Source organism: Caballeronia calidae (assembly GCF_900044055.2).
GTDB lineage: Bacteria > Pseudomonadota > Gammaproteobacteria > Burkholderiales > Burkholderiaceae > Caballeronia > Caballeronia calidae.
This window is the reverse complement of the sequence record NZ_FCOX02000003.1, coordinates 146590-167265: the sequence shown is the minus strand read 5'-3', so window position 1 is coordinate 167265 and position 20676 is coordinate 146590. Positions and strand designations below refer to the sequence as shown.

Sequence of the window (20676 nt, the reverse complement as noted above, 5' to 3'; positions counted from 1 at the left end):
CGGCTCGCGCCGGCTGAATTCATCTCATTATTGTATCGCGCCATTTTTGCAGGGCCGAATCGGCCTCTTGCGCACCTTGAGCCGCGACGTTTGCGCCAGCGGGATATCGGGGGCGGATGCTACACTCGATTGGCTTCGCCGCCGCTGCGCTCGCGCTCCTCGCGGCGCCGCGCTCGGGCACGTTTGCTGCACGCGCTCGCATGACCGCGACACCACGCGGCGCGATGCGCTGTGCCGCATCCATCCACATCGCAAGAAGAAGGAGGCACGACTCTCATGGCTGATTTCCGCATCTGGTCCGACGAGTTTCCGGCGAACGGCTTCATGACGCACGCGCAGGAATTCGACCAGCAAGCCTTCGGCGGCTCGGGCGAGAACGTTTCCCCGGCGCTGCAATGGGAAGATCCGCCCGCCGAAACGCGCAGCCTCGCGCTCACCGTCTACGATCCCGACGCGCCCACGGGCAGCGGCTTCTGGCACTGGATCGTCGTCAACATTCCGCCCGATGCGCGCTCGCTGCCGCGCAACGCCGGCAAGGCCGACGGCAGTCTGCTGCCGCAAGGCGCGCTGCAACTGCGCAACGACTACGGCACGGTCGGCTTCGGCGGCGCGGCGCCGCCGCGCGGGGACAAGCCGCATCGCTATATCTTCCGCATCCATGCGCTTTCGGCGGAGAGCCTGCCGCTCGACGTGAACACGACCAACGCGGTCGCGCGCTTCATGACGCATCTGAACGAGATCGATTCGGCGACCTACACCGGCCTCTACGAACTGAAGTGAGCGCGGGCACCGGGCGCGGCTTTTCCGGCCGCGCCTCGCCTACAAGCCATTTGAAAACGGCGCGCCATACAATGCGCCGCCCGCCACTTCCCGCCCATCGATGGATTCCGAACCAGGTCTGCCGCTGCCCCAGCGATACTGGGCCATTGCCGTCATCGCGCTCGGCGTCACGCTCGCGGTGCTCGACGGCGCCATCGCCAATGTCGCGCTGCCGACCATCGCGCGCAATCTGAATGCTTCTCCCGCCGACTCCATCTGGGTCGTCAACGCGTATCAGCTCGCCATCACCATTTCGCTGCTGCCGCTCGCCTCGCTCGGCGATCGCATCGGCTACCGGCGCGTGTATATGGCGGGGCTCGCGCTCTTCACGGTGTCGTCGTTCGCGTGCGCGCTGTCGGGCTCGCTCGCGGCGCTCACCCTCGCGCGCGTCGTTCAGGGCTTCGGCGCGGCGGGCATCATGAGCGTGAACACCGCGCTCGTGCGCATCATCTATCCGCACGATCAACTGGGGCGCGGTGTGTCGATCAACGCATCGGTCGTCGCGATCTCGTCGGTGATCGGGCCGACCGTCGCCTCGGGCGTGCTCTCCGTCGCGACCTGGCCGTGGCTCTTCGCGATCAACGTGCCGATCGGCGTCGCGGCGCTCGCGATCGGATGGAAGTCGCTGCCGCGCACGCCGGGGCATCGGCAGCCGTACGACTACATCAGCGCGATCATGAACGCGCTCTTCTTCGGCATCGCGATCGTCGCGATCGACGGCTTCGGCCATGGCGAGCATCGGCCATATCTCGTCGGCGAGATCATCGTGACGGCAGTCATCGGCTACTTCTTCGTGAAGCGGCAACTGACGCAAAGCGCGCCGCTTCTGCCCGTCGATCTGCTGCGCATTCCGGTGTTCGCGCTGTCGGTCGGCACCTCGGTCTGTTCGTTCTGCGCGCAGATGCTCGCGTTCGTCTCGCTGCCCTTCCTGCTGCAGAACAACTTCGGCATGAGCCAGGTCGAGACCGGCTTTCTGATGACGCCGTGGCCGCTCGTCATCGTGTTCGTCGCGCCGATGGCAGGCGTGCTCGCGGACCGCTATTCGGCGGGGCTGCTCGGCGGCATCGGTCTCGCGATTCTCACCGTCGGGCTCGTGCTGCTCGCGAACGTCGGCGCGCATCCGTCCGCGTTCGACATCGCGTGGCGCATGGCCGTATGCGGGCTCGGCTTCGGGCTTTTCCAGTCGCCCAACAATCGTCAGATGCTCGCGTCCGCGCCGCGCCATCGCAGCGGCGGCGCGAGCGGCATGCTCGGCACCGCGCGTCTCACCGGGCAGACGCTCGGCGCGGCGCTCGTCGCGCTGATCTTCGGCTTCGCGCCGAAAGAAGGCCCCGTGATCGCGCTCGCCGTCGCGGCGGCGTTCTCGGCCGCCGCCGCCGTGGTCAGCATGTTGCGCCTCACGGGCAAGCGCAGCGCCGAACCCGCCTGATGCGCGCTCCCGCCCGGCCGCCGCGCTGGGCACAGCCTTTGCTGAAACTCCGGACAGGGATTCCGCGCATGCGGAGCGTTCGAAATCAGCAACAAGGAGTGTGTAGATGGCCCATTCCCTCAACGGCTGCAAGGTCGCGATTCTCGCCGTCGACGGCTTCGAACAGGCGGAGCTCGTCGAGCCCCAGCGCGCGCTGAAGGAAGCCGGCGCGCAAGTGCATGTCGTGTCGCAGATGCCCGGACAGATCCAGGGTTTCAAGCATGTCGACAAAGGCGACAAGGTGAACGTCGACGTGACCTTCGACGCCGCGAACGCCGCCGACTACGACGCGCTCGTGCTGCCCGGCGGCGTCGTGAACGGCGACGCGATCCGGCTCGATGCCAAGGCGCAGAACTTCGTGAAGGAAGCCGACAAGGCGAAGAAGCCGATCGCCGTGATCTGCCACGGCGGCTGGCTGCCGATCTCGGCGGGCATCGTCGCGGGCCGCACGATGACGAGCTGGCCGAGCCTGCAGGACGACGTGCGCAACGCGGGCGGCACGTGGGTCGACCAGGAAGTGCAGATCGACGGCAATCTCATCACAAGCCGCAAGCCCGACGACCTGCCCGCGTTCAACAAGGCTTTGATCGAGGCGCTCGGCAAGACGCGCGCCGCCTGACCCATTGCATGGGAGACAATTCGATGTCGAGATCGCCCATGTCGTACACGCGCGTGATCGCGTTGTCGCTCGCCGCCGTTGCCGCGCTCGCGCCGCCTGCGCAGGCGCAGACGCAAGGCACGGCGGGCGCGGGCGACGCGCAAAGCCAGACGCTCTCGCCCATCGATCAGCAGTTTCTGCAGGACGCCGGCCAGGCGGGCGCGACGGAGCTTGCGGCGAGCAAGCTCGCGCTCACGCACGCGAGCGGCCGGCAGGTGCGGGAGTTCGCACAGCGAATGATCATCGATCACACCAAGCTCGCGCGCAATCTCGACGTGCTCGCGAAACGCCACGGCATCACCGCGCCGCCCGCCGCCGATTCGGCCTTGATCGGCAGCTTGCAAAATCTTCAGGGCGCGGAGTTCGACAAGGCCTATATTGAACAGGTAGCCGTGAGCGGGCATCAGAAGGCTGTCGAGCTGTTCAGGAAAGAGAGCGAAAGCGGCAACGACACCGCGTTGAAGGCAGCGGCGACGAAGGCGCTGCCGGTCATCAGCCATCACTGCGAGATGGCGCAGCAACTCGCGAAAGCGAAGGCGGCGTCATGAGCATCGCGAATGCCGCCGGGCGCGCGTTCGCGTCCCGTTGCGCCTCTCGTCCCGCCTATGAGGACTCCACCATGCATATCACGTTTGCGGACGAAGCCCCCGTTTATGACGGCGATGATCTCGCGGTCCACTTCGCCGCGCTCATCGACGGCGAACCGGTCGTATGCTCGATCAGCGCCGAGGCGCTCGAGGATCACTTCGGCGCGAAGTCTCCGCGCGAGGACGATCTGCTCGATGCCTTCGCGCGCGGTTCGGCGCGCATCCGCGCGGTATGCGCCGAAGTGCTCGATGACAACGGCGGCCAGCCCGCCGTGTTGAGAAGCGGCTTGTTCCGCGTCGCCGGCATGGAACCCGACTGACCGGCCTGTCACGCAACGCGACCCGACTCACGTAGCTCAGCCAACAAGGAGGGAACAATGTCCCTGATCATTGCGGGCCGATTTCAGACCTTTCGCGCCGCCGAAACGGCAGCTCAGAAGCTCTTCGCGGGCGGCTTCCTGGAAGAAGACGTGACGCTCTTCTTCGTCAATCCGAGCGGCCAGCACGCGCGCTTTCCGGTCGGCGGCGACGTCGGCACGGATGCGGGCGCGAGCGGCGCGCCCAAGGGCGCCGGCAAGGGCGTGACGATCGGCGCGGTCATCGGCGCGATCGTGGGCGCGGCGATATTCGCAATCTTCAAGTCACCGCTGCTCGTTTCGGTGATCGCGGCGGGCGTCGGCGCGTATGTGGGATCGCTCGCCGGCGCGATGTCGCACACGAAGAAGAAGCCGACGACGGCCGCGCACGCCGAGGAGCCCGCACGCCATGCGGGCGTGCTCGTCGCGGTCCACGTATCGCCGGAAACGCAGGATCAGGCCGCCACGGCGCTGCGCGAGGCAGGCGGCATGGATATCGAGCGCGCGTCGGGACGCTGGAAGCAAGGCCGCTGGAGCGATTTCGATCCGCTGCAGCCGCCCCATCCGGTGGGGGAATTCGCGCAAACGCGCATGTGACCAGTCCGTCAGGCCGGATCAGCGACAACGCCCGCCTCGCGCGGGCGTTGTTGCGTGGCTCGCCCGGTGAGCCGATTCAGACCCACGGCGCGTGCGGACGATCGCGCCGCGCGTCGGCCCGAATGCCGCAGTCCGCAGACATCATGCGCGCCTCGCCGACGTTCGCCGCGGGCGGCTCGCAGATGCGGCCGTAGTCTTCGCGCGGCGCGTGCGCGGCCTGCGCGTGCATCTCGATCGTGCGCTGGCGGACATGCAGACTCAGCGCCGACGCGGCGATCGCCACGATGATCAGAAACTCGCGATTCGCGAGTCGATTGAAAGACTTCACTACGCTCTCCCGTTGCCGTGCTCGTGCGCGCGTCTCGATTCGGGCGCGCGCTGTCATCCCATGGCCAGAGCAAGCGATGTGCCCCGGCTGCCGGCCGCGGTGGCACGCCGCGTGCGCAATGAATCGGCGACCCGCACCCGGTGGGGTCGCGCTGTGGCAACGTCGAAACTAAAAGGAGGTGTTACATGAGCACGAACGTCGTATCGGTACTCAACGATCTCGTCGAAACCTCGAAGGATGGCGAAAAGGGTTTTCTCAAGGCCGCCGAGGATACGCGTGATCCAAGCCTCAAGTTGCTGTTTCAGAATCGCGCGCAAAAGTGCACGGAAGGCGCGCGCGAACTGCAGGACATCGTCGCACGTCTGGGCGGCAAGCCTGAAACCGGCGGCTCGGTGGCCGGCGCGCTGCATCGCGGCTGGGTCGATGTGAAGTCGGCCGTGAGCGGCCATAGCGATCACGCGATTCTGGCCGAATGCGAGCGCGGAGAAGACGCCGCGAAGAAGAACTATCGTGAAGCGCTCGACAAGGATCTGCCCGCCGATATCCGCGCGGTGGTCGAGCGTCAGTACCAGGGCGTGATCGAGAATCACGATCGCATCCGCGATCTGCGCGATCAGTACGCTGCCGCGAAATCCTGACGCGAAGCCTGACGCGGCCCACCGAAGGATAAGGGCCGCGCAAAAAGCAAACGGCCGCGCGATGCGGCCGTTCGTTCGTCCCGAGGACGAGAGACGACGATGAGAAGCGCGCGTTACTGCGGCGCGCCCTTGTCGTTCGTGCCGAGCGCCGAAGCCGCCGCCGCCGCCGACGCGCCCTTCAGCTTCTGCGCCTTGTTCTGCTGATGCAGCGTCGTGCCCTTCTGCGGTTTCGCCTGCCCGTTCGCGCCCGTCGCGGTCGCATCGGACGCTGCCTGCGCGAATGCCGTCGTCGAGAATGCCAGCGCCAGCGCGCCGATCAATGCCATCTTTTTCGTCTTCATGAAGAGCTCCTTTGTCGGGGCCTCCGAGCACCGGGCTGCTGCGCGCTCGTGAGCCTCCTGTGTGAGTACCGTCCTGAACGGTCGTACTTCGTTTTTTAGGTTTCGAAGTGCTGCGAGGTGATGCGCACTGCGTGAAGCTGCTCGATGTTGCGACTGCGACCGACACCGCCTCCGATGCGACCGGAACCGCGATGCCCCGATGCGCGAACCCGCGCTTCGTCCGAGTCCTCGCCACTCGCGGCGAATCGTCGAACCCGCGCGGGTTCCGTGCTGCTGGCACTGGACCGCGGCCCGCCCTGGCGAGCCGGGCATAGGAACTATGCCATTACTTGGCGGCGATTTTAAGATGATTCTTCACGGAAGCAACACCCGAGACGTTAGAGACGACGTCCTCCGCAGCGGTCTTGTCTTCGGCCGACGGCACCGAGCCCGTCAGCGAAACGACACCCCCGTGCGTCTTCACGTGGATGTGCGTGGACTTGACGTTCTTCGCGCCGAGCAGCTCGGCCTTCACCTTGGTCGTGATCGCGCTGTCGTCGACCTTCTGGCCCATCGACGTGTCGGCACCTTTCGTCGACGACGCCGAATTGGTTTGCGCGCCTACGTTCAGCGCGAACACGACACACGCGATACCGCCGGCTGCCTTCAGGATTTGAGTCGTCTTCATGGCATTGCTCCCATTTTCGATTTTGGTCTGGCGCCCCGTTCGCCCGATCCCGTGCGCGAGGCGGCTCTTCGATCACGTCCCCAAGCGTGGCGCGGGGATCGTGCCCCTGATCCGCAACTTGCATGCCGCATCGGAAGTGCGCGCGACCGAACAGGCCGGCGAACACGTCCGGATCACCGCCCGTCAAGGCGATGACGCGTTCTCGAACAAATCGTCGACGTTCGTCCGAATGCCCGCCGCAGCGCGCCCGGCGAAGCGTGAAACGCGCGGCGCTTTTGTCTGAAGCCGTGTAAAAACTGCGTGAAAGAGGCGGGCAAACGCTTCAAAAAGAACTGAGCCGATCGCGAAAAACGTAGTCGCGGCGCGGCCTTACCTCGACATGGCACAGCCGTTGCTTGAGTAGTCGCAAACCTGCCCATCACGTCTAGAACAATCGAGGACTAGCAAGCAATGCCGCCTACACTCGAACTCCGCGCCAAGCAAACGCTAGCGCTTACGCCGCGCCTTCAGCAGTCGGTCCGTCTCCTGCAACTCTCTTCGCTGGAGTTCCAGCAGGAACTGCGAAACGCCCTCGACACCAATCCCTTTCTCGAATACGACGAGTCGCAAACCGAGGACAACGCGCTCGGTGCGGACAACGGCAACTCGATGAGCGAATCGACCGTGTCGACCGCGGCCGATGGCGCCGCCGAAGCGCCGCTCGCGCCGGAGACCAGCATGGAGAGCGAGCCAAGCGCCGATGCCGGCTCGCGCGACGATTCGATCAGCGAATTCTCGTCCGATCCCTTCGGCCGCGGCGCCGCGCGCAACAACGGCGACGGCGAAGGCTCCGATCCCGCCGACTGGGTGCGTATCGAGCCGTCGCTGCACGAGACGCTGCACGATGCATTGCGCCTCTATCAGCTGAACGAGCGCGATCGCGCGGTCGCGCAACTCATCATCGAAGCGCTCGATGACGACGGCTATCTGCGGCAGGAACTGAGCGAGCTTGCAAACGTCGTCGACATCGATCCGGCGTTGCACGAAGACGAACTCACTATCGCGCTGAAGCTCGTGCAGTCGCTCGACAAACCGGGCGTCGGCGCGCGCAATCTCTCTGAATGCCTCACGCTGCAGCTCGAAGCGCTCGAAGAAGACACGCCGGGGCGCGCCGTCGCGCTCGAAATCGTCGCGCATCATCTGGAGCGTCTCGCGCGGCGCGAGCAGGCCGAACTGCAGAAGAAGATCGGCTGCAGCGCGGACGAACTGCGCATCGCGTGCGCGCTCGTGCGCCGTCTCGATCCGAAGCCGGGCGAGAACTACGGCCAGAGCGAGGACAACTACGTGGTGCCCGATGTCATCGTGCGTCAGGTCAAGAAGCAATGGGTCGTGACGATCAACCCGGCGGTGCTGCCGCGCGCGCGCATCCATCGCATGTATGCGGAGCTTTTCGCGCAGTCGGCGGGCGCGAGCCGTTCGCCGCTCGCACAGCAGTTGCAGGAAGCGCGCTGGCTGATCCGCAACGCGCAGCAGCGCTTCACGACGATTCAGCGCGTCGCCGAATGCATCGTCTCGCACCAGAAGGCGTTCTTCGACTACGGCGAGATCGCGCTGAAGCCGCTCGTGCTGCGCGATGTCGCCGACGAGCTCGGCCTGCACGAATCGACCATCTCGCGCGCGACGGGGAACAAGTACATGTCCACGCCGCGCGGCATTTTCGAGTTCAAGCACTTCTTCCCGCGCGAGTTGAGCACGGAAAGCGGCGGCACGTGTTCGGCGGCCGCGGTGCGCGCGCTGCTGAAGGAAATGATCGCGAAGGAGAACACGCGCGATCCGCTCTCGGATGTGAGCCTCGCGAAGATGCTCGCGGATCAGGGCGTGATCGTCGCGCGCCGCACGGTGGCGAAGTATCGCCATCTGATGAAGGTGCCGCCCGCCGAATTGCGCCGTCAGGCGTAATGCGGCGCGCGCACGCTCAGCGCTTTTCGCGCTCTCGAGCACTCGGCGACGACCCGGTCAAGCGAGGCGCCTGAGTGACAGGAGCGTAGCCGACAGGCCGTCCGTTCGCGGACGGCCTTTTTTTCGCCGGTGGCCGGTGCTTCGAACGTCAGCATCAGCGCCAGCCCGATGCGCGGTGCGTGCGCTTTCTCGCCGCCGTCGCCGCCAGTTCCGCGCCGAGCAGGAACACCGCCGCGGAGTAATAGAGCCACATGAGAATGATCGCGAGCGACCCCGCCGCGCCGAACGTGTTCGCCGTGCCCGCGTGCGCGAGATAGAACGCGAAGAGGCGCTTGCCGCCTTCGAAGAGCACCGCGGCGGCCACGGCGCCGAGCGCGGCATCGCGCCAGAGCATGCGTGTCGTCGGCAGGAACTTGAGCAGCACGGTGAACGCGATCATCAGCACGCCGAGCGATATCGCGCGCCGCGTGAGCCCCGACAGCACGATGAACGGACTGCCGTCGCCGAGCACCCAGTGACCGAGCAGTTCGACGAGCGCATCGAGCACGAGCAGCACGGCGACCAGCAGGCCCGCGCCGACCACGAGCCCGAACGACATCAGCCGCACGCGCAGCAGTGTGACGATGCTCTCGCGCGTGCTCACGGCGGGCGTCGGCCAGATCACGTTGAGCGCGCTGTGCAGCGAGGAAAATGTCGCCGATGCGCCGATCAGCACGCCCGCGAGCGAGAGTATCGCGGTGCTGCGCGCGATATCCGCATGCCACGCGTTCGCGACGATCGCCTCCAGCGTATGCGCCGCATCGACGCCGACGACGCCGCTGATTTCATCGAAGAGCCGCCCCTGCACGGCATCGGCGCCGAAGAAGACGCTCGCCACCGCGATCACGATGACGAGCGTCGGTGCGAGCGAAAACGCGGCGAAGAACGCGATCGCCGCCGAGAACATCAGGCAGTGGTCCTGCGTCCATTGCGTGATGGGATCGACGATCCACGAGAGCCAGCCGAAACGCGACGTGCGCCCGGAGGCGACGGGCGCGGATTGATTGGCGGAGACGTCCTGATCCATCGTGAGCGCGGCGAGAGGTATCAACCGACGATGTTAGACCGGCGATGCGAAGCGCGTGTAAAAAGCGGCGCGCTCCGTGGGGAGCGCGCCGCGTTCGGATGGCTGCGACGTCTCTCGATCAGGGTCGATCGGCGGCCGGGTCGGCGTCCTCGTCGGGAAGGTCGCGCGTTTCATCTTCGATGTCGTCCGGCAGGATATCGGCGTCCGCTTGCAGATTGTTGTCGCCATCCGCCGACGCCGCTTCGCCCGTGCCGTAGCGGTCGGTGTCGCTGTTGAGCTCGGCATTCGACTGGCCGATCGCGTGCGCGTCGAGCTCGTCTTCGATATCGCCCGGATAGCGCTTTTCGCCCTGCACGTCCGAGCCGCTGTCCGACGAGTCGCTCGGGCCGAGCGCGCCGGTGCCGTGTCCCTTGCCGTATTCCACGCCGTCGTCTTCGGGCGGATTCAATGTGCTTCCACTCATCATGACCTCCTTCGATCGTGTCCATGACGAGTCCGCAAAACCCGTTCCGCGAACGGCGCGGCGTCGGACATGCAAAAGAAAACCCCGCGCTTCTTTCGAAGCGCGGGGCCGTGAGTGCAAGACGTCGATAGATGCGGATTCAGGCCTTCGCCGCCGGACGCTTTGCTTCGCTCGCGCCCTGCTTCACCGTCTTGACCGTCTTTTCCGTGACCGACGTTGCCGTCGCGACGCTGCGCAGATCCGACAGGAACGAATCGCGCCAGACCGAGAGATTGTTCTCGCGCAGCGGCGCCATCATGTCGGCGTGGCGCGACTGACGCTCGGCGAGCGGCATCGACAAAGCGCGTTCCAGCGCCTCGGACATCTGCGACAGATCGAACGGATTGACGACCAGCGCGCCCGGCAACTGATCCGCCGCGCCCGCGAACTGCGACAGCACGAGCGCGCCCGGATCGGCCGGGTCTTGCGACGCCACGTATTCCTTCGCGACGAGATTCATGCCGTCGCGCAGCGGCGTCACATAGCCGACCTGTGAAAGCCTGAACAGCGCCATCAGCAGATTGCGCTCGTACTTGCGGTTGAGATACTGGATCGGGGTCCAGTCGAGCTGCGCGAAACGTCCGTTGATGCGACCCGCCTCGCCCTCCAGATTCTGACGGATGCGCTGATAGGTCTGCACGTCCGAGCGCGTCGGCGGCGCGATCTGCACGAGCGACACGCGCCCGTGCCAGCCCGGCGCGTTGAGCAGCAGCCGCTCGAACGCCTGGAAGCGCTCGACGAGGCCCTTCGAATAATCGAGCCGGTCGACGCTCATGATGAGCTTGCGGCCGCGCATGCTGTCGCGCAGGCTCTTCACCTGCTTGCGGTTCGAAAACTGCTCGGCGGCCTTGGCGATCGCGTCCGGATAGATGCCGATCGGATACGCGCCCACTTTCAGCATGCGGCCGAACGCCTGCAGCATGCCGTCGTCGCTGTAGTGGCCGCGGCCGGTGCGCTCGACGTAATCGATGAACGACTGCTTGTCGGCGTCCGTCTGGAAGCCGACGACGTCGTACTGGCACATCGCCGCGATCAATTCCTCGTGCGGCGGCACGGTGCGCATCATCTCGGGCACCGGAAACGGAATGTGCAGGAAGAAGCCGATCGGATTCTCGACGCCGAGCTTTCTCAGCTCGTGCGCGAACGGGAGCATGTGATAGTCGTGCACCCAGATGATGTCGTCGGGCTTGAGAAGCGTCTTGAGCTTCGCGGCGAGATTCGCGTTGACGCGCATGTAGCCCGCGTATTCCTCGCGATCGAAGCGCGAAAGATCGTTGCGATAGTGAAAGGTCGGCCACAGCGTGGCGTTCGAGAATCCTCGATAGTACTGGTCGTAATCGCGGCGCGTGAGCCCGACGGTCGCGTAGGTCACCTTGCCGCCCTTCTCCAGGACAGGCGCGCCCGCCTCACCGACGATCTCGCCGCTCCACCCGAACCACACGCCCCCCGTCTCCTTGAGCGCGTCCAGAACGCCGATTGCGAGACCGCCCGCGCTGGGCTTGCCTTCCTGGGTCGGCGCGACGCGATTCGATACCACGATCAATCTGCTCATTAAAGCATCACCTCATCAGTTGTCGTTGCATGCTCGAATTGGCGATTAAGGGTATGCAAAAGCTGTGCCGTTATGTTGGTTTTCGTAAATAAAAGTTTGTATGAAGATGTTACGGACGAACGAAAACACGCGGCGAACGCCCGCCGCGTAGAAATTTTTGTTCTTTTGCCGGGCGCTGCCGCCGGCCGGAATCATGCGTCCTGCTCGGAGCCCAGATCGCGCTGATAGTCGATGCCCTCACGGCGCACGCCGCCCTGGTTGTGATCGCCATCGGGCGGAGCGCCGGGCGCGGGGCGGTTCTGACCGGCGGGATCGTGCTCGGCGGGTGGCGCGGACGCGCCTTGCGCGCCGGCCGTCTTGGCGGCTTCGGCGCGCGCTTCGCGCTTGGAAGAGTGACGTGCGGAGCGTCGAAGTGCGGGATGCCTCATGATGCCCTCCAGAGAAGAAGGCCGTCGCGATAGAGACGTCGGCGGCGTCGGACCGATGCGCTTTTGCGAGCGCAGCTTCAGAAAAAACGACCGGCGACAACGCGTGTCGCCGGTCATTATTGCGTCATCCGTTGTAATCCCTACGTTCGGGATGGAAACTTATTCAAACCTTGCACGAATTCTGGGCATTGTCCAACGTCTGCACTCCAGCGTCCTTCTACGTCAGTACACGTGCGGCGTTTCGCCCGGTCCAGGCGGCGGATCGCCGATCGGCTGCGACGGCGGTTCCGGCGGCTCGCGCGTCGGGTCCGGGTTCGTATCCGGCGGAATCGGCGTCGGCGGCGGCTGGTCGGGCGGCGTCACCGGCGGGTCCGGCGGCTGCGGCGTCTGTGCTTCGATACGGGTACTTGCATGGGCGCGGTCGGGAACACGGGGGAACATGTCGGGCTCCTTGCGGTCTTGTGATCGTACTTTCCATCCGGCTCAGGCGCCCCTTGCGCGGCGCGTGCGGATGTCACTTGATCGACAGCAAGGGGCATGCCCCTCGAATGCATCCGGCTCGCATCCTCCGGTCACATTATCGGCGTAGAAAACGCGCCTGCCAATGAAAAACGCCTGCGGTTTTAAAAGCCGCAGGCGGTGTTTTCGTCTAAAGATAAGCGAAGTTCAGGGATTTTCGCTGTCCGACTCGTTGCCATCCCCGCCCTCGCCGACAGCCGCCTTGTTCGCGTCCTCGCCGTACTCGACGAGCCGGTTATAGAGCGTTTTGAGGCTGATGCCGAGGATTTCCGCGGCGCGCGTCTTCACGCCGCCGCACTGGTCGAGCGTCGCGAGAATGAGCTGGCGATCGGCCTGCGCGAGCGATGTGCCGAAGGGAATCGTCACCGCCGTGCCCGCCGACGGCTTCGACAGCGAAATCTGCAGCGGCACGGTGGCGGTGCTGTCCGAATCCGATGCCGACATGATGTACGCGCGCTGCACGTAGTTCTTCAGCTCGCGCACATTGCCGGGCCAGTTGTACGAGGCCAGCATCTCGCGCACGGCGGACGGGAAGTCCTTCCTCGTGTTGTAGCGGGCGTTCAGTTCGTCGAGGAATGCCTGGCCGAGCAGTTCGACGTCCTTGCCGCGCTCGCGCAGCGGCGGCAGGTTGATCGGGAACACATTCAGGCGGTGATAGAGGTCGAGGCGCAGCTTGCCCTCGAGCACGGCCTGCTCGGGATCGCGGTTGGTCGCGGCGATGAGGCGCACGTCCGTCTCGATCTCCTTGGTCGTGCCGACGCGCATGAACATGCCCGTCTCCAGCACGCGCAGCAGCTTCACCTGAAGCTCGATGGGCATCTCGGTGATTTCGTCGAGGAACAGCGTGCCGCCGTTCGCGCGCTCGAAATAGCCCTTGTGCTGGCGATCCGCGCCGGTGAACGAGCCGCGCTCGTGGCCGAACATTTCCGATTCGATCAGGTTCGGCGAGATCGCGCCGCAGTTCACCGCGATGAACGAATGCTTGCGGCGCAGGCTGAGTTCGTGAAGCGTCTGCGCGGCGACTTCCTTGCCGGTGCCGGACTCGCCGATCAGCAGGACCGACGCGGCCGTCGGCGCGACGCGGCCGATCTGGTCATACACGGTCTGCATCGCGGGCGAATTGCCGAGCATCAGACCGAAGCGGCCCATGCGGCGCAGTTCGCCGCGCAAGGTGCCGATTTCCGCTTTGAGATCGCCGGCGCGCGGCAGGCGCGAAAGAATCGCCTTCACGCGCTGCATGTTGATCGGTTTGACGAGATAGTCGGCGGCGCCCATCTTGAGCGCGCTGACGGCGGATTCCACGGTCGCGTGACCGGTGATGACGACGAATTCGACGCCCGAGCGCGGGTCGAGATCTTCGAAGAGATCGACGCCGGTGCCGTCGGGCAGTTTCAGATCGGTGAATACGACGTCCGGCGTCTGACGCACGAGCTGAATGCGCGCCTCGCGCAAATCGCTGGCGGTCGCCGTCGTCAATCCGTCTTCGCCGATGATCGCGGCTAGCGCCTCGCGGGTACTGGGATCGTCATCGACAATCAATACGTGTGGCATTGCGTCTCGAATTCTTCCAAAGCGTTTCAGGGTCACACGCCGGGTGGTGGCGTGGTCTTCTCCGTGCGGCAAGGGCGCCGCTCGGGCCGGTGCGATTCACGGTTCCGCGCGATTCGGGTAATCGGCGCGACGCAAACTGCGCGAAAAATAAAATAATTTCCGATGTTCTGCACGCTTGGCTCAAACTCACCGTAAGTTTTTCCATTTAGGCAACTTATGGCCGGAGTTTTGACGATTATAAGCGTTTATCAAGATAAAAACGCACGCTGAGCCAGCGTGCGTTTCATTGGTCGCACCATTAATACGCGAGCGGGTTAAAACAATTCGCGTCGCTTTGCGTTCGGCAGTCCGCGCGCCATTCAGCTGCGCGGAAAATGCCACGCATCGGGGGTGCCACCGACCGCGCCGTGGCCGTTCACGCCCGGCGCGCCGCCGCTCGAGGGCGTGAGCACCTTGCCGCCCTCGTCTTCCCAGCGGCTCAGATCACGCGCCGTGCGCCGCCCGGCGGCATCCCGGGATTGCACCCATTTCCATGCGAGAACGCTGCCCACTGCGAACAGCGCGCCGAAGATTCCGATCGAAGGCCGTGCCATTTGTGTTCTCTCCCGTCGTCAAGAAAATCCGATGCCGCCGCCTGCGCAATTGCTCGTGAATGCGCGGCGAATCAGCGTGAAACCAGAAGCCCCACCAGAAAGCCGACGCCAGCCGCAATACCGAGCGACTGCCATGGGTTGTCCTTCACGTATTTCTCGGTGCAGTCGACGCCCGCGCGATAGCGGCTCTGCGCGTTCGCCTGCGCATCTTCCAGCGTGACGCGCGCCGCATCGACGTGCTCTCGCAGGCGCGAGCGCAGCGCGTCGACGCCTTCGCCGGGCAGCGTCGCCGAAAGCCGCAGCAATTCCTCGGCGTCGTTCAGCAGCACCTTGATGTCTTCGATGATCTTTTGCTTGCCCAACGCAAGCTGGACAGTCGTCTGACTCATGGAATGAAGTCCTCGCCCAAGTGGAATCGATGTGGAGCCGGCGCAGGTCGGCGCGAGGCTAGCGCGACTCGGCGACCGGCACGCGATGCACGGACAGGCGCCCGCCCGCCGTAACGCGGGCGCGCAGGCTGCGCACGACGCCGCTTGCCATCAGCGCGCCGCCCATCGCGCCGAACACGAGGCTCGTCACGTTCGCGGCCCGCGCGAGCGCCGGCGTGCCCGCTGCATAGCCTAGCACCGCGCACATCAGCGCGGTCACGAGCGCGACGGCAGCCCAGTGATAGATGTCGATCTGCTCGCCCGCCGCGAGTTCCTGCCGGTTGCCGGTCGCGCCGGAAACGCGCCGCGTGCGGGTGGTCTGTCGTGCGGGGCTCGCGCGCTCGTGCGCCGTTGCGTCGAAATTGAAGAAATCGTCCATGATGCGTTGCCTCTCTCGCCCATCCTCGCGTGTTCGCCTCGGACGCGGTGCTCGTCGGCGATCTTTCGAATAAGAATCACGATGACATTGCTGATGCAGCTTTCATGCCATCACCGCGAAGCATCGAGTGGCCCCATGCGAGAAGCCGGTTCTGCCGGCGACCGGGTAACAATTACGCCGTCGCGTTGTAAATTCTCAGCGCGTAAAGGAGAACCTTTCCGGAAGCGGATCGGGCGCGCACGCCTGCTTCGACAAAATGCGCGGCACCGCGCCCCGCGCATTGCCGCAAGGTCGTTGCGAATGGTTAAATAGCGTTTATGAGATAGGCTCGTTTGTAAGCAGTCGGGACGGCGGAAGCCCCCGGCGCACGCGAGTCTGGACCGACGCACGATCAGGAAAAGCGGCTCACGGCTAGCGTGAGCACGACGGGCAGCGCGCACGGGCGCGATACGTGCCAATGCGATGCCGATGCGCGCGGTCATCCACGGTTGCGCCTTTCGCGCGCGCCGAACTGCGCCCACACGGCTAGGTCCGGAGGCGCTCGCGCATACGGCCAGCCGCGCCCGCCATCACACTCGCAGAACTCAGGAACGATCAGGACACATGGCGTCAACCGATCTGGATCCGCGGCCCATCGCGGTCGGCGATACACCCGCGCAGAAAAGGCGCAGCACAGGGGAAGTGCCGGGCTTGAAGTCTTATGGACTGCTCTACGGCTCGTCGCCCGTGATGCAGGAGTTGTACGCGCAGATCGAGCGCGTCGCCGCCACCGATGCGACCGCGCTCATCATCGGCGAGTCGGGCACCGGCAAGGAGCTCGTCGCGCGGACGATTCACGACCACAGCGCGCGCAAGGACGCGCCGTTCATCGCCGTGAACTGCGGCGCGATTCCCGACAACCTCATCGAGGCCGAACTCTTCGGCCACGAGAAAGGCAGCTTCACGGGCGCGGTGCAGGGGCGCATCGGCTACTTCGAGCACGCGAACGGCGGCACGCTGTTTCTCGACGAAGTCACCGAGATGTCGCCGGTGCGGCAGGTGAAGCTCCTGCGCGCGCTGGAGACGGGCACGTTCTTCCGCGTCGGCGGCAACGATCTCATCAGTTCGGACGTGCGCGTGATCGCGGCGACCAACCGCGATCCCATCGCGGCCGTGAAGGAAAACGGCCTGCGCGAGGATCTGATGTATCGCCTCGCCGTCTTTCCGCTGCGCGCCCCGCCCTTGCGCGAGCGCGATGCCGATCGCGAGCTGCTCGCGCAGCATTTCCTCGCCGAGATGAACGCGCAGGAAGGCACGAGCAAGGTCTTCAGCAAGCGCGCGCTCGACGTGCTGCGCACTTACTCGTGGCCCGGTAATGTGCGCGAGCTGAAGAACACCGTCTATCGCGCGTTCATTCTCGCGGAGAAGACGGTGGAAATCGCGCATCCGCATCTCGCGTCGCGCGTGAAAAAGCCGGTCACGCAAGGCGACGCGATGAACGTGTGGGTCGGCACGCCGCTCGCCGATGCGCAGAAGCAGATCATCCTCGGCACGCTCAAGCACTGCGGCGGCGACAAACGGCGCGCGGCGAAGGCGCTCGGCGTGAGCCTGAAGACCTTGTACAACCGCCTCGGTGCGTACGAGAACGAGGACACCGAAGCAGGCGATGCCGCTTCGGGCAGCGAAAACTGAGCCGAAGCAAAGCTCTTGCATCGGCATGACGAATGGCGAGCGCGCATGGCCGCGCTCGCTTTTTTTTTGCCTGCGTTCGAGACCTGGATCGCCGCGTGCCCTGCTCGCTTGCAATTTCTTGCAATTTTCTCGAAGCGGTAATTAGAAGCATGCTTCAGAATGCGCGAAGCCCGCGCATCGTGAACGTCTCTTTCCGTTGCCGGGCGGCGGCCTGAGGCCGAAACCTCAAGAAGATTCGAGTTTTCCCAAAACCGATGGCAAGCGTCGGGAAACGGCAGACGAAGGAAAAGCAACATGCAGATCAGGGTCCATTGGCGCGGCCCGCGCGCCGCCGCGCTCGCCGCGATCATCTCGGGCGCCATCGCTTGCGTGAGCCTCAGCGGATGCAACTCGCTCTATAGCGAGGGCGCGACGGCCGGCGCCGGTATCGCGGGCGCGGCTGTGGCGAACAGCGTCACCAGCAATGCGGCGGTGGCGACGGGCATCGGCCTCGGCGCGGTCGCCGCGGCGCGGGCGGGCGTCCAGTACTCGCAGCGCGTCATCCATACCAACACGCAGGACGAGATCGCCTCGGTTGCCGGACCGCTCGCGGTCGGCGGAGTCGCGCCGTGGAAGATCGTGCATTCGGTGCCGATCGAAGAAGACGAGAAAGGCCGCGTGACGGTGAGCCGCACCATCAGCAGCGGCGTGCTCGACTGCAAGGAGATCGTGTTCTCCGTCGATCGCGACGCGACGAAGGACCGACCCGCCGACAGCGCGTTCTACGTTGCATCGGTATGCCGCGACGGCAACAAGTGGAAGTGGGCGTCCGCCGAGCCGGCGACGCCGCGTTGGGGCTCGCTGCAATGACCGAGCGTGTCGACAGACTCATCGGCTGGCGTCTTGGCCTCGCCGCCGCGGGCGCCGCTGCCTGCATGACGATGAGCGGCTGCGCGTCGATCGGCGCGGCGACGGGCGCGGTGGCGGGCATCGCGACGGGCGCGTTCACCACGAACCCGGCCGTCGGCTTCGGCGTGGGCGTCGCGGTGCAGGCCGCCACCGACGAAGCTGTGAAGCGCGTGACCAAATCGCTGCATCAGGATCAGCAGGTCATGATCGCGGTGACGGCGGGCGTCGCTCAGGTCGGCGAGACGCGGCCCTGGAAGGTAAAGCACACGTTGCCGGTCGAAAACGGCCATGGCGAAGTGCGCGTGCTGCGCGAATTCAGCAGCGCGCTCGCGACCTGCAAGGAGTTCGCCTTCTCCGTGGTCGATGGCGACGACGCGAAGGCGCCCGCCGAGTGGTTCATCGCGACGGCTTGCCAGCAGTCGGAGGGCTGGAAGTGGGCGTCGGCGGAACCGGCGGTCGAGCGATGGGGAAATCTGCAGTAGTGCTTCGGCGGCTCGGGCATGCGAGAGCGCGGTTTCCGTTGCGGACACCGCGCTTTTTTATGGCTTCAGCCGTTCGCGATCGCTTCCAGCGCGACGCGCGCGAGAAAGCCGCTGCGCGTTTCATGGCGCGCTTCGACGTAGCTGTCGATCTTGTGCAGCACGAAACGCGGCAGGCTGATGTTGATGCGCTCCGGGCGCGAATCGAGCTTCGACAGGTCGACTTCGACGAAGGCCCAGATGGCGCCTTCGTAGTCGGGGTTGGCGATGAGGTCTTCGATCTTCGACGAATGGACGGTGACTTCCTCCCCGTCTTCGATGATCGATGAAACGTGGAAGAAGATCGCTTCCTTCGTGTTCCGAATCGCGTCGTCGATCGTTTCTCCGGCAGAGAATACGCCGGGCACGTCCGGCACGGTCACGCCGTACACGCTTTCAGGATCTTTATGAATGGCAATGGCAAATTCCATGTCCGATGCTCCGTTACGACGAATAAAGCCGGTTCAGCATCCCGGCGCCCTTCAGGACGGCTCTGACCGTTCCGATCGGCACGTCCTTTCTGGGATGAGTGACCGTCACACGCCTGTTCCCGCTCCGATGTTTGAAATGATGATGACTGCCCCTGATCCGCACGAGCTCCCAGCCATCGTCCAAAAGCATTCGTATCAACCGCGATGAATCCATCTCGTCTCCGAATGCCGCGTGTGTAGTCTTACACACACGGCAATGATGTTCAAGACGAGAAAGTTACGTTGCCGCGGTTTGCGGCGACAGTCAGCCAGATGGCCAATTAGAAACGAAAAAGCGCGGTTCCCTTCTTCGGAAAACCGCGCTTCATATTCGCTTCAAACGAGCGAGCTCAAGCCTCCACATCCTCCAGACTCAGCATCTCCGTCTGATCGTTGTACGAGAAAATCTCCCCGTACCGCCCCCAGTCGATCACCGCATCGAGCGTCTCCTGCGCAGCTTTGTCGGAAAGGAAATCCTCCAGCTCCTGCTCGAAGCGCAACCGCGGCGCGCGATGCCCCGGCCGCTCGTTGAGCACCTTCTTGATCCGCGCCGCCAGCGGCACGTGCCGCAGCAGATGCTCGGCGAACATCATCTTGCGCTCCTGCGTGCCGAATTCGGCGAACACGCGCGCCTGCGGCGTCAGGAAGATATCGCCCTCGCGGACATCCGCGAAACCGAGGTGCTGCAGCACTTCCGCGACCGGAAACAGATCGTCCACCTCGAGATGCAGCGTGCGCGCGATTTCCGGCATGTCCGCGCGACCGTGATACGGCGCGGCCGCGAGCGTTTCGATGAGACCCGCCATCAGGTTCGTCGACACGTCCGGCAGCCAGGTTCCCAGCTCGAGCCCCTTCTTCTTCGTTTCGTCCATCTGGCGCGCGGTCATCTTCGCGTAGATATCGTCGACGAGACGCCGGAACGCCGGGTCCAGACGATTGCGCGGATGCTTGAACGGCACCTTGATCTCGGCCATCACGCGGCCCGGATTCGACGACAGCACGAGAATCCGGTCGCACATGAACACCGCTTCCTCGATGTTGTGCGTGACGATCAGCACCGACTTGATCGGCATGCGCCCTTGCGTCCACAGATCGAGCAGGTCGGTGCGCAAGTTCTCGGCGGTCAGCACGTCGAGCGCGGAGAACGGCTCGTCCATCAGCAGCAGCGTGGGATCGACCACCAGCGCCCGCGCGAAACCGACGCGCTGGCGCATGCCGCCCGACAGCTCGCGCGGATACGCGTTCTCGAAGCCGTCGAGACCGATCAGGTCGATCGCGGCCAACGCGCGCTCGCGCCGCTCGCGCGCGCCCACGCCTTGCGCTTCCAGGCCCGCTTCCACGTTCTGCAGCACGGTCAGCCACGGAAACAGCGCGAAGGTCTGGAACACCATCGCGACGCCCTTCGCGGGGCCCTTCAACGGCTCCTTGAGATACGTGACTTCACCCGCCGTCGGCTCGATCAGCCCGGCGATGATCCGCAACAGCGTCGATTTGCCCGAGCCCGAACGCCCGAGCAGGCCGACGATCTCTCCTTCGCGCAGCGCGAGGTTCGCGTCGTCGAGCACGAGCAGTTCGCCTTGCGTCTTGTTGAAGCCGCGGCTCACGTTCGAGACGCGCAGGATTTCCTCCCCGAGGCGCGGCGGCGCGCCTTGCGGGCGCTGGAAGCCAGGCGCCGCGGACGTCTGCGTGTTTTTCAGGTTCTGCATCGGAACTC

27 protein-coding genes are annotated in these 20676 nt (G+C 65.1%); 12 read left to right on the top strand and 15 right to left on the bottom strand.

Annotated features, from left to right (window positions below; translation table 11 throughout):
- Positions 1–276: 276 nt before the first annotated feature.
- From AWB78_RS04640 to AWB78_RS04615, 6 genes are all read left to right on the top strand, one after another.
- On the top strand, positions 277–780 hold the full coding sequence (locus AWB78_RS04640; protein ID WP_062602705.1) for a YbhB/YbcL family Raf kinase inhibitor-like protein: 504 nt from the start codon (positions 277–279) through the stop codon (positions 778–780).
- A 100-nt stretch (positions 781–880) separates the two neighbouring features.
- Positions 881–2248: an MFS transporter gene (locus tag AWB78_RS04635; protein ID WP_062602704.1), complete on the top strand. Its 1368-nt coding sequence runs from the start codon at positions 881–883 to the stop codon at positions 2246–2248.
- Between the two features lie 106 nt (positions 2249–2354).
- Positions 2355–2906, top strand: a complete 552-nt coding sequence (locus AWB78_RS04630; RefSeq protein ID WP_062602702.1) for a type 1 glutamine amidotransferase domain-containing protein — start codon at positions 2355–2357, stop codon at positions 2904–2906.
- 23 nt (positions 2907–2929) lie between these two features.
- A complete protein-coding gene (locus AWB78_RS04625; protein WP_062602967.1) occupies positions 2930–3493 on the top strand; it encodes a DUF4142 domain-containing protein in 564 nt (187 codons plus the stop codon).
- 71 nt (positions 3494–3564) lie between these two features.
- Positions 3565–3852 carry a DUF1488 family protein gene (locus AWB78_RS04620; protein ID WP_232477608.1) on the top strand — a complete coding sequence of 96 codons (288 nt, stop codon included), beginning with the start codon at positions 3565–3567 and terminating at the stop codon, positions 3850–3852.
- 57 nt (positions 3853–3909) lie between these two features.
- On the top strand, positions 3910–4485 hold the full coding sequence (locus AWB78_RS04615; protein WP_062602699.1) for a glycine zipper domain-containing protein: 576 nt from the start codon (positions 3910–3912) through the stop codon (positions 4483–4485).
- 76 nt (positions 4486–4561) lie between these two features.
- Here AWB78_RS04615 and AWB78_RS04610 read toward each other — a convergent pair whose 3' ends face one another.
- A complete protein-coding gene (locus AWB78_RS04610; protein WP_062602697.1) occupies positions 4562–4813 on the bottom strand; it encodes a hypothetical protein in 252 nt (83 codons plus the stop codon).
- A 185-nt stretch (positions 4814–4998) separates the two neighbouring features.
- Here AWB78_RS04610 and AWB78_RS04605 point away from each other — a divergent pair, with 185 nt between their 5' ends.
- Positions 4999–5451, top strand: coding sequence for a PA2169 family four-helix-bundle protein (locus AWB78_RS04605; RefSeq protein ID WP_062602696.1), 453 nt, complete (start codon positions 4999–5001; stop codon positions 5449–5451).
- 113 nt (positions 5452–5564) lie between these two features.
- On the opposite strand, the gene AWB78_RS04600 is transcribed toward AWB78_RS04605, so the two are convergent.
- Together AWB78_RS04600 and AWB78_RS04595 are read right to left on the bottom strand one after the other, a co-directional pair.
- Complete coding sequence (locus tag AWB78_RS04600) at positions 5565–5792, bottom strand: hypothetical protein (protein WP_062602694.1); 228 nt, start codon at positions 5790–5792, stop codon at positions 5565–5567.
- Positions 5793–6117: 325 nt separating this feature from the next.
- Positions 6118–6459: a BON domain-containing protein gene (locus tag AWB78_RS04595; RefSeq protein ID WP_062602692.1), complete on the bottom strand. Its 342-nt coding sequence runs from the start codon at positions 6457–6459 to the stop codon at positions 6118–6120.
- 100 nt (positions 6460–6559) lie between these two features.
- Between AWB78_RS04595 and AWB78_RS46270 the strand changes: the two genes are divergently transcribed.
- Together AWB78_RS46270 and AWB78_RS04585 are read left to right on the top strand one after the other, a co-directional pair.
- Complete coding sequence (locus AWB78_RS46270) at positions 6560–6742, top strand: hypothetical protein (RefSeq protein ID WP_157697407.1); 183 nt, start codon at positions 6560–6562, stop codon at positions 6740–6742.
- Positions 6743–6909: 167 nt separating this feature from the next.
- Positions 6910–8397, top strand: coding sequence for an RNA polymerase factor sigma-54 (locus AWB78_RS04585; protein ID WP_062602688.1), 1488 nt, complete (start codon positions 6910–6912; stop codon positions 8395–8397).
- 154 nt (positions 8398–8551) lie between these two features.
- Here the strand turns inward: AWB78_RS04585 and AWB78_RS04580 are convergent, their stop codons facing one another.
- The 9 genes from AWB78_RS04580 to AWB78_RS04540 form a co-directional block, all read right to left on the bottom strand.
- Positions 8552–9463, bottom strand: coding sequence for a YihY/virulence factor BrkB family protein (locus AWB78_RS04580; RefSeq protein ID WP_062602686.1), 912 nt, complete (start codon positions 9461–9463; stop codon positions 8552–8554).
- Positions 9464–9581: 118 nt separating this feature from the next.
- Positions 9582–9929 carry a hypothetical protein gene (locus AWB78_RS04575; RefSeq protein WP_062602684.1) on the bottom strand — a complete coding sequence of 116 codons (348 nt, stop codon included), beginning with the start codon at positions 9927–9929 and terminating at the stop codon, positions 9582–9584.
- Positions 9930–10065: 136 nt separating this feature from the next.
- Positions 10066–11517 carry an alpha,alpha-trehalose-phosphate synthase (UDP-forming) gene (otsA, locus tag AWB78_RS04570; protein ID WP_062602682.1) on the bottom strand — a complete coding sequence of 484 codons (1452 nt, stop codon included), beginning with the start codon at positions 11515–11517 and terminating at the stop codon, positions 10066–10068.
- 191 nt (positions 11518–11708) lie between these two features.
- Complete coding sequence (locus AWB78_RS04565) at positions 11709–11945, bottom strand: hypothetical protein (protein ID WP_062602965.1); 237 nt, start codon at positions 11943–11945, stop codon at positions 11709–11711.
- A 222-nt stretch (positions 11946–12167) separates the two neighbouring features.
- Positions 12168–12386, bottom strand: coding sequence for a hypothetical protein (locus AWB78_RS04560; RefSeq protein WP_062602680.1), 219 nt, complete (start codon positions 12384–12386; stop codon positions 12168–12170).
- 225 nt (positions 12387–12611) lie between these two features.
- The gene (locus AWB78_RS04555) at positions 12612–14015 is read right to left on the bottom strand and encodes a sigma-54-dependent transcriptional regulator (protein ID WP_062602677.1); all 1404 of its coding nucleotides are present in this window, start codon (positions 14013–14015) and stop codon (positions 12612–12614) included.
- 359 nt (positions 14016–14374) lie between these two features.
- Positions 14375–14608, bottom strand: a complete 234-nt coding sequence (locus AWB78_RS04550) for a hypothetical protein (protein ID WP_062602675.1) — start codon at positions 14606–14608, stop codon at positions 14375–14377.
- Between the two features lie 71 nt (positions 14609–14679).
- A complete protein-coding gene (locus AWB78_RS04545) occupies positions 14680–14997 on the bottom strand; it encodes an ElaB/YgaM/YqjD family protein (protein WP_062602674.1) in 318 nt (105 codons plus the stop codon).
- Positions 14998–15055: 58 nt separating this feature from the next.
- Positions 15056–15415 (bottom strand): hypothetical protein, encoded by a 360-nt coding sequence (locus AWB78_RS04540; protein ID WP_062602672.1) that lies wholly within the window; start codon positions 15413–15415, stop codon positions 15056–15058.
- Positions 15416–16018: 603 nt separating this feature from the next.
- Between AWB78_RS04540 and AWB78_RS04535 the strand changes: the two genes are divergently transcribed.
- From AWB78_RS04535 to AWB78_RS04525, 3 genes are all read left to right on the top strand, one after another.
- The gene (locus tag AWB78_RS04535; protein WP_062602670.1) at positions 16019–17086 is read left to right on the top strand and encodes a sigma-54 interaction domain-containing protein; all 1068 of its coding nucleotides are present in this window, start codon (positions 16019–16021) and stop codon (positions 17084–17086) included.
- A 294-nt stretch (positions 17087–17380) separates the two neighbouring features.
- On the top strand, positions 17381–17935 hold the full coding sequence (locus AWB78_RS04530) for a hypothetical protein (RefSeq protein ID WP_062602669.1): 555 nt from the start codon (positions 17381–17383) through the stop codon (positions 17933–17935).
- On the top strand, positions 17932–18456 hold the full coding sequence (locus AWB78_RS04525; protein WP_062602667.1) for a hypothetical protein: 525 nt from the start codon (positions 17932–17934) through the stop codon (positions 18454–18456). The genes AWB78_RS04530 and AWB78_RS04525 overlap by 4 nt, the downstream gene beginning before the upstream one ends.
- A 65-nt stretch (positions 18457–18521) precedes the next feature.
- Here AWB78_RS04525 and AWB78_RS04520 read toward each other — a convergent pair whose 3' ends face one another.
- From AWB78_RS04520 to AWB78_RS04510, 3 genes are all read right to left on the bottom strand, one after another.
- A complete protein-coding gene (locus AWB78_RS04520) occupies positions 18522–18923 on the bottom strand; it encodes a type II toxin-antitoxin system HicB family antitoxin (RefSeq protein ID WP_062602665.1) in 402 nt (133 codons plus the stop codon).
- Positions 18924–18936: 13 nt separating this feature from the next.
- Complete coding sequence (locus tag AWB78_RS04515) at positions 18937–19137, bottom strand: type II toxin-antitoxin system HicA family toxin (protein WP_062602663.1); 201 nt, start codon at positions 19135–19137, stop codon at positions 18937–18939.
- 175 nt (positions 19138–19312) lie between these two features.
- A complete protein-coding gene (locus tag AWB78_RS04510; protein WP_062602661.1) occupies positions 19313–20668 on the bottom strand; it encodes an ABC transporter ATP-binding protein in 1356 nt (451 codons plus the stop codon).
- Positions 20669–20676: the final 8 nt, after the last annotated feature.

Excerpts from the sequence above, each read along its gene's own strand:
- AWB78_RS04640 (WP_062602705.1), top strand. The coding sequence starts at position 277 with ATGGCTGATTTCCGCATCTGGTCCGACGAGTTTCCGGCGAACGGCTTC.
- AWB78_RS04635 (WP_062602704.1), top strand. The coding sequence starts at position 881 with ATGGATTCCGAACCAGGTCTGCCGCTGCCCCAGCGATACTGGGCCATT.
- AWB78_RS04630 (WP_062602702.1), top strand. The coding sequence starts at position 2,355 with ATGGCCCATTCCCTCAACGGCTGCAAGGTCGCGATTCTCGCCGTCGAC.
- AWB78_RS04625 (WP_062602967.1), top strand. The coding sequence starts at position 2,930 with ATGTCGAGATCGCCCATGTCGTACACGCGCGTGATCGCGTTGTCGCTC.
- AWB78_RS04620 (WP_232477608.1), top strand. The coding sequence starts at position 3,565 with ATGCATATCACGTTTGCGGACGAAGCCCCCGTTTATGACGGCGATGAT.
- AWB78_RS04615 (WP_062602699.1), top strand. The coding sequence starts at position 3,910 with ATGTCCCTGATCATTGCGGGCCGATTTCAGACCTTTCGCGCCGCCGAA.
- AWB78_RS04605 (WP_062602696.1), top strand. The coding sequence starts at position 4,999 with ATGAGCACGAACGTCGTATCGGTACTCAACGATCTCGTCGAAACCTCG.
- AWB78_RS04600 (WP_062602694.1), bottom strand. The coding sequence starts at position 5,792 with ATGAAGACGAAAAAGATGGCATTGATCGGCGCGCTGGCGCTGGCATTC.
- AWB78_RS04595 (WP_062602692.1), bottom strand. The coding sequence starts at position 6,459 with ATGAAGACGACTCAAATCCTGAAGGCAGCCGGCGGTATCGCGTGTGTC.
- AWB78_RS04585 (WP_062602688.1), top strand. The coding sequence starts at position 6,910 with ATGCCGCCTACACTCGAACTCCGCGCCAAGCAAACGCTAGCGCTTACG.
- AWB78_RS04580 (WP_062602686.1), bottom strand. The coding sequence starts at position 9,463 with ATGGATCAGGACGTCTCCGCCAATCAATCCGCGCCCGTCGCCTCCGGG.
- AWB78_RS04575 (WP_062602684.1), bottom strand. The coding sequence starts at position 9,929 with ATGATGAGTGGAAGCACATTGAATCCGCCCGAAGACGACGGCGTGGAA.
- otsA (WP_062602682.1), bottom strand. The coding sequence starts at position 11,517 with ATGAGCAGATTGATCGTGGTATCGAATCGCGTCGCGCCGACCCAGGAA.
- AWB78_RS04565 (WP_062602965.1), bottom strand. The coding sequence starts at position 11,945 with ATGAGGCATCCCGCACTTCGACGCTCCGCACGTCACTCTTCCAAGCGC.
- AWB78_RS04560 (WP_062602680.1), bottom strand. The coding sequence starts at position 12,386 with ATGTTCCCCCGTGTTCCCGACCGCGCCCATGCAAGTACCCGTATCGAA.
- AWB78_RS04555 (WP_062602677.1), bottom strand. The coding sequence starts at position 14,015 with ATGCCACACGTATTGATTGTCGATGACGATCCCAGTACCCGCGAGGCG.
- AWB78_RS04550 (WP_062602675.1), bottom strand. The coding sequence starts at position 14,608 with ATGGCACGGCCTTCGATCGGAATCTTCGGCGCGCTGTTCGCAGTGGGC.
- AWB78_RS04545 (WP_062602674.1), bottom strand. The coding sequence starts at position 14,997 with ATGAGTCAGACGACTGTCCAGCTTGCGTTGGGCAAGCAAAAGATCATC.
- AWB78_RS04540 (WP_062602672.1), bottom strand. The coding sequence starts at position 15,415 with ATGGACGATTTCTTCAATTTCGACGCAACGGCGCACGAGCGCGCGAGC.
- AWB78_RS04535 (WP_062602670.1), top strand. The coding sequence starts at position 16,019 with ATGGCGTCAACCGATCTGGATCCGCGGCCCATCGCGGTCGGCGATACA.
- AWB78_RS04530 (WP_062602669.1), top strand. The coding sequence starts at position 17,381 with ATGCAGATCAGGGTCCATTGGCGCGGCCCGCGCGCCGCCGCGCTCGCC.
- AWB78_RS04525 (WP_062602667.1), top strand. The coding sequence starts at position 17,932 with ATGACCGAGCGTGTCGACAGACTCATCGGCTGGCGTCTTGGCCTCGCC.
- AWB78_RS04520 (WP_062602665.1), bottom strand. The coding sequence starts at position 18,923 with ATGGAATTTGCCATTGCCATTCATAAAGATCCTGAAAGCGTGTACGGC.
- AWB78_RS04515 (WP_062602663.1), bottom strand. The coding sequence starts at position 19,137 with ATGGATTCATCGCGGTTGATACGAATGCTTTTGGACGATGGCTGGGAG.
- AWB78_RS04510 (WP_062602661.1), bottom strand. The coding sequence starts at position 20,668 with ATGCAGAACCTGAAAAACACGCAGACGTCCGCGGCGCCTGGCTTCCAG.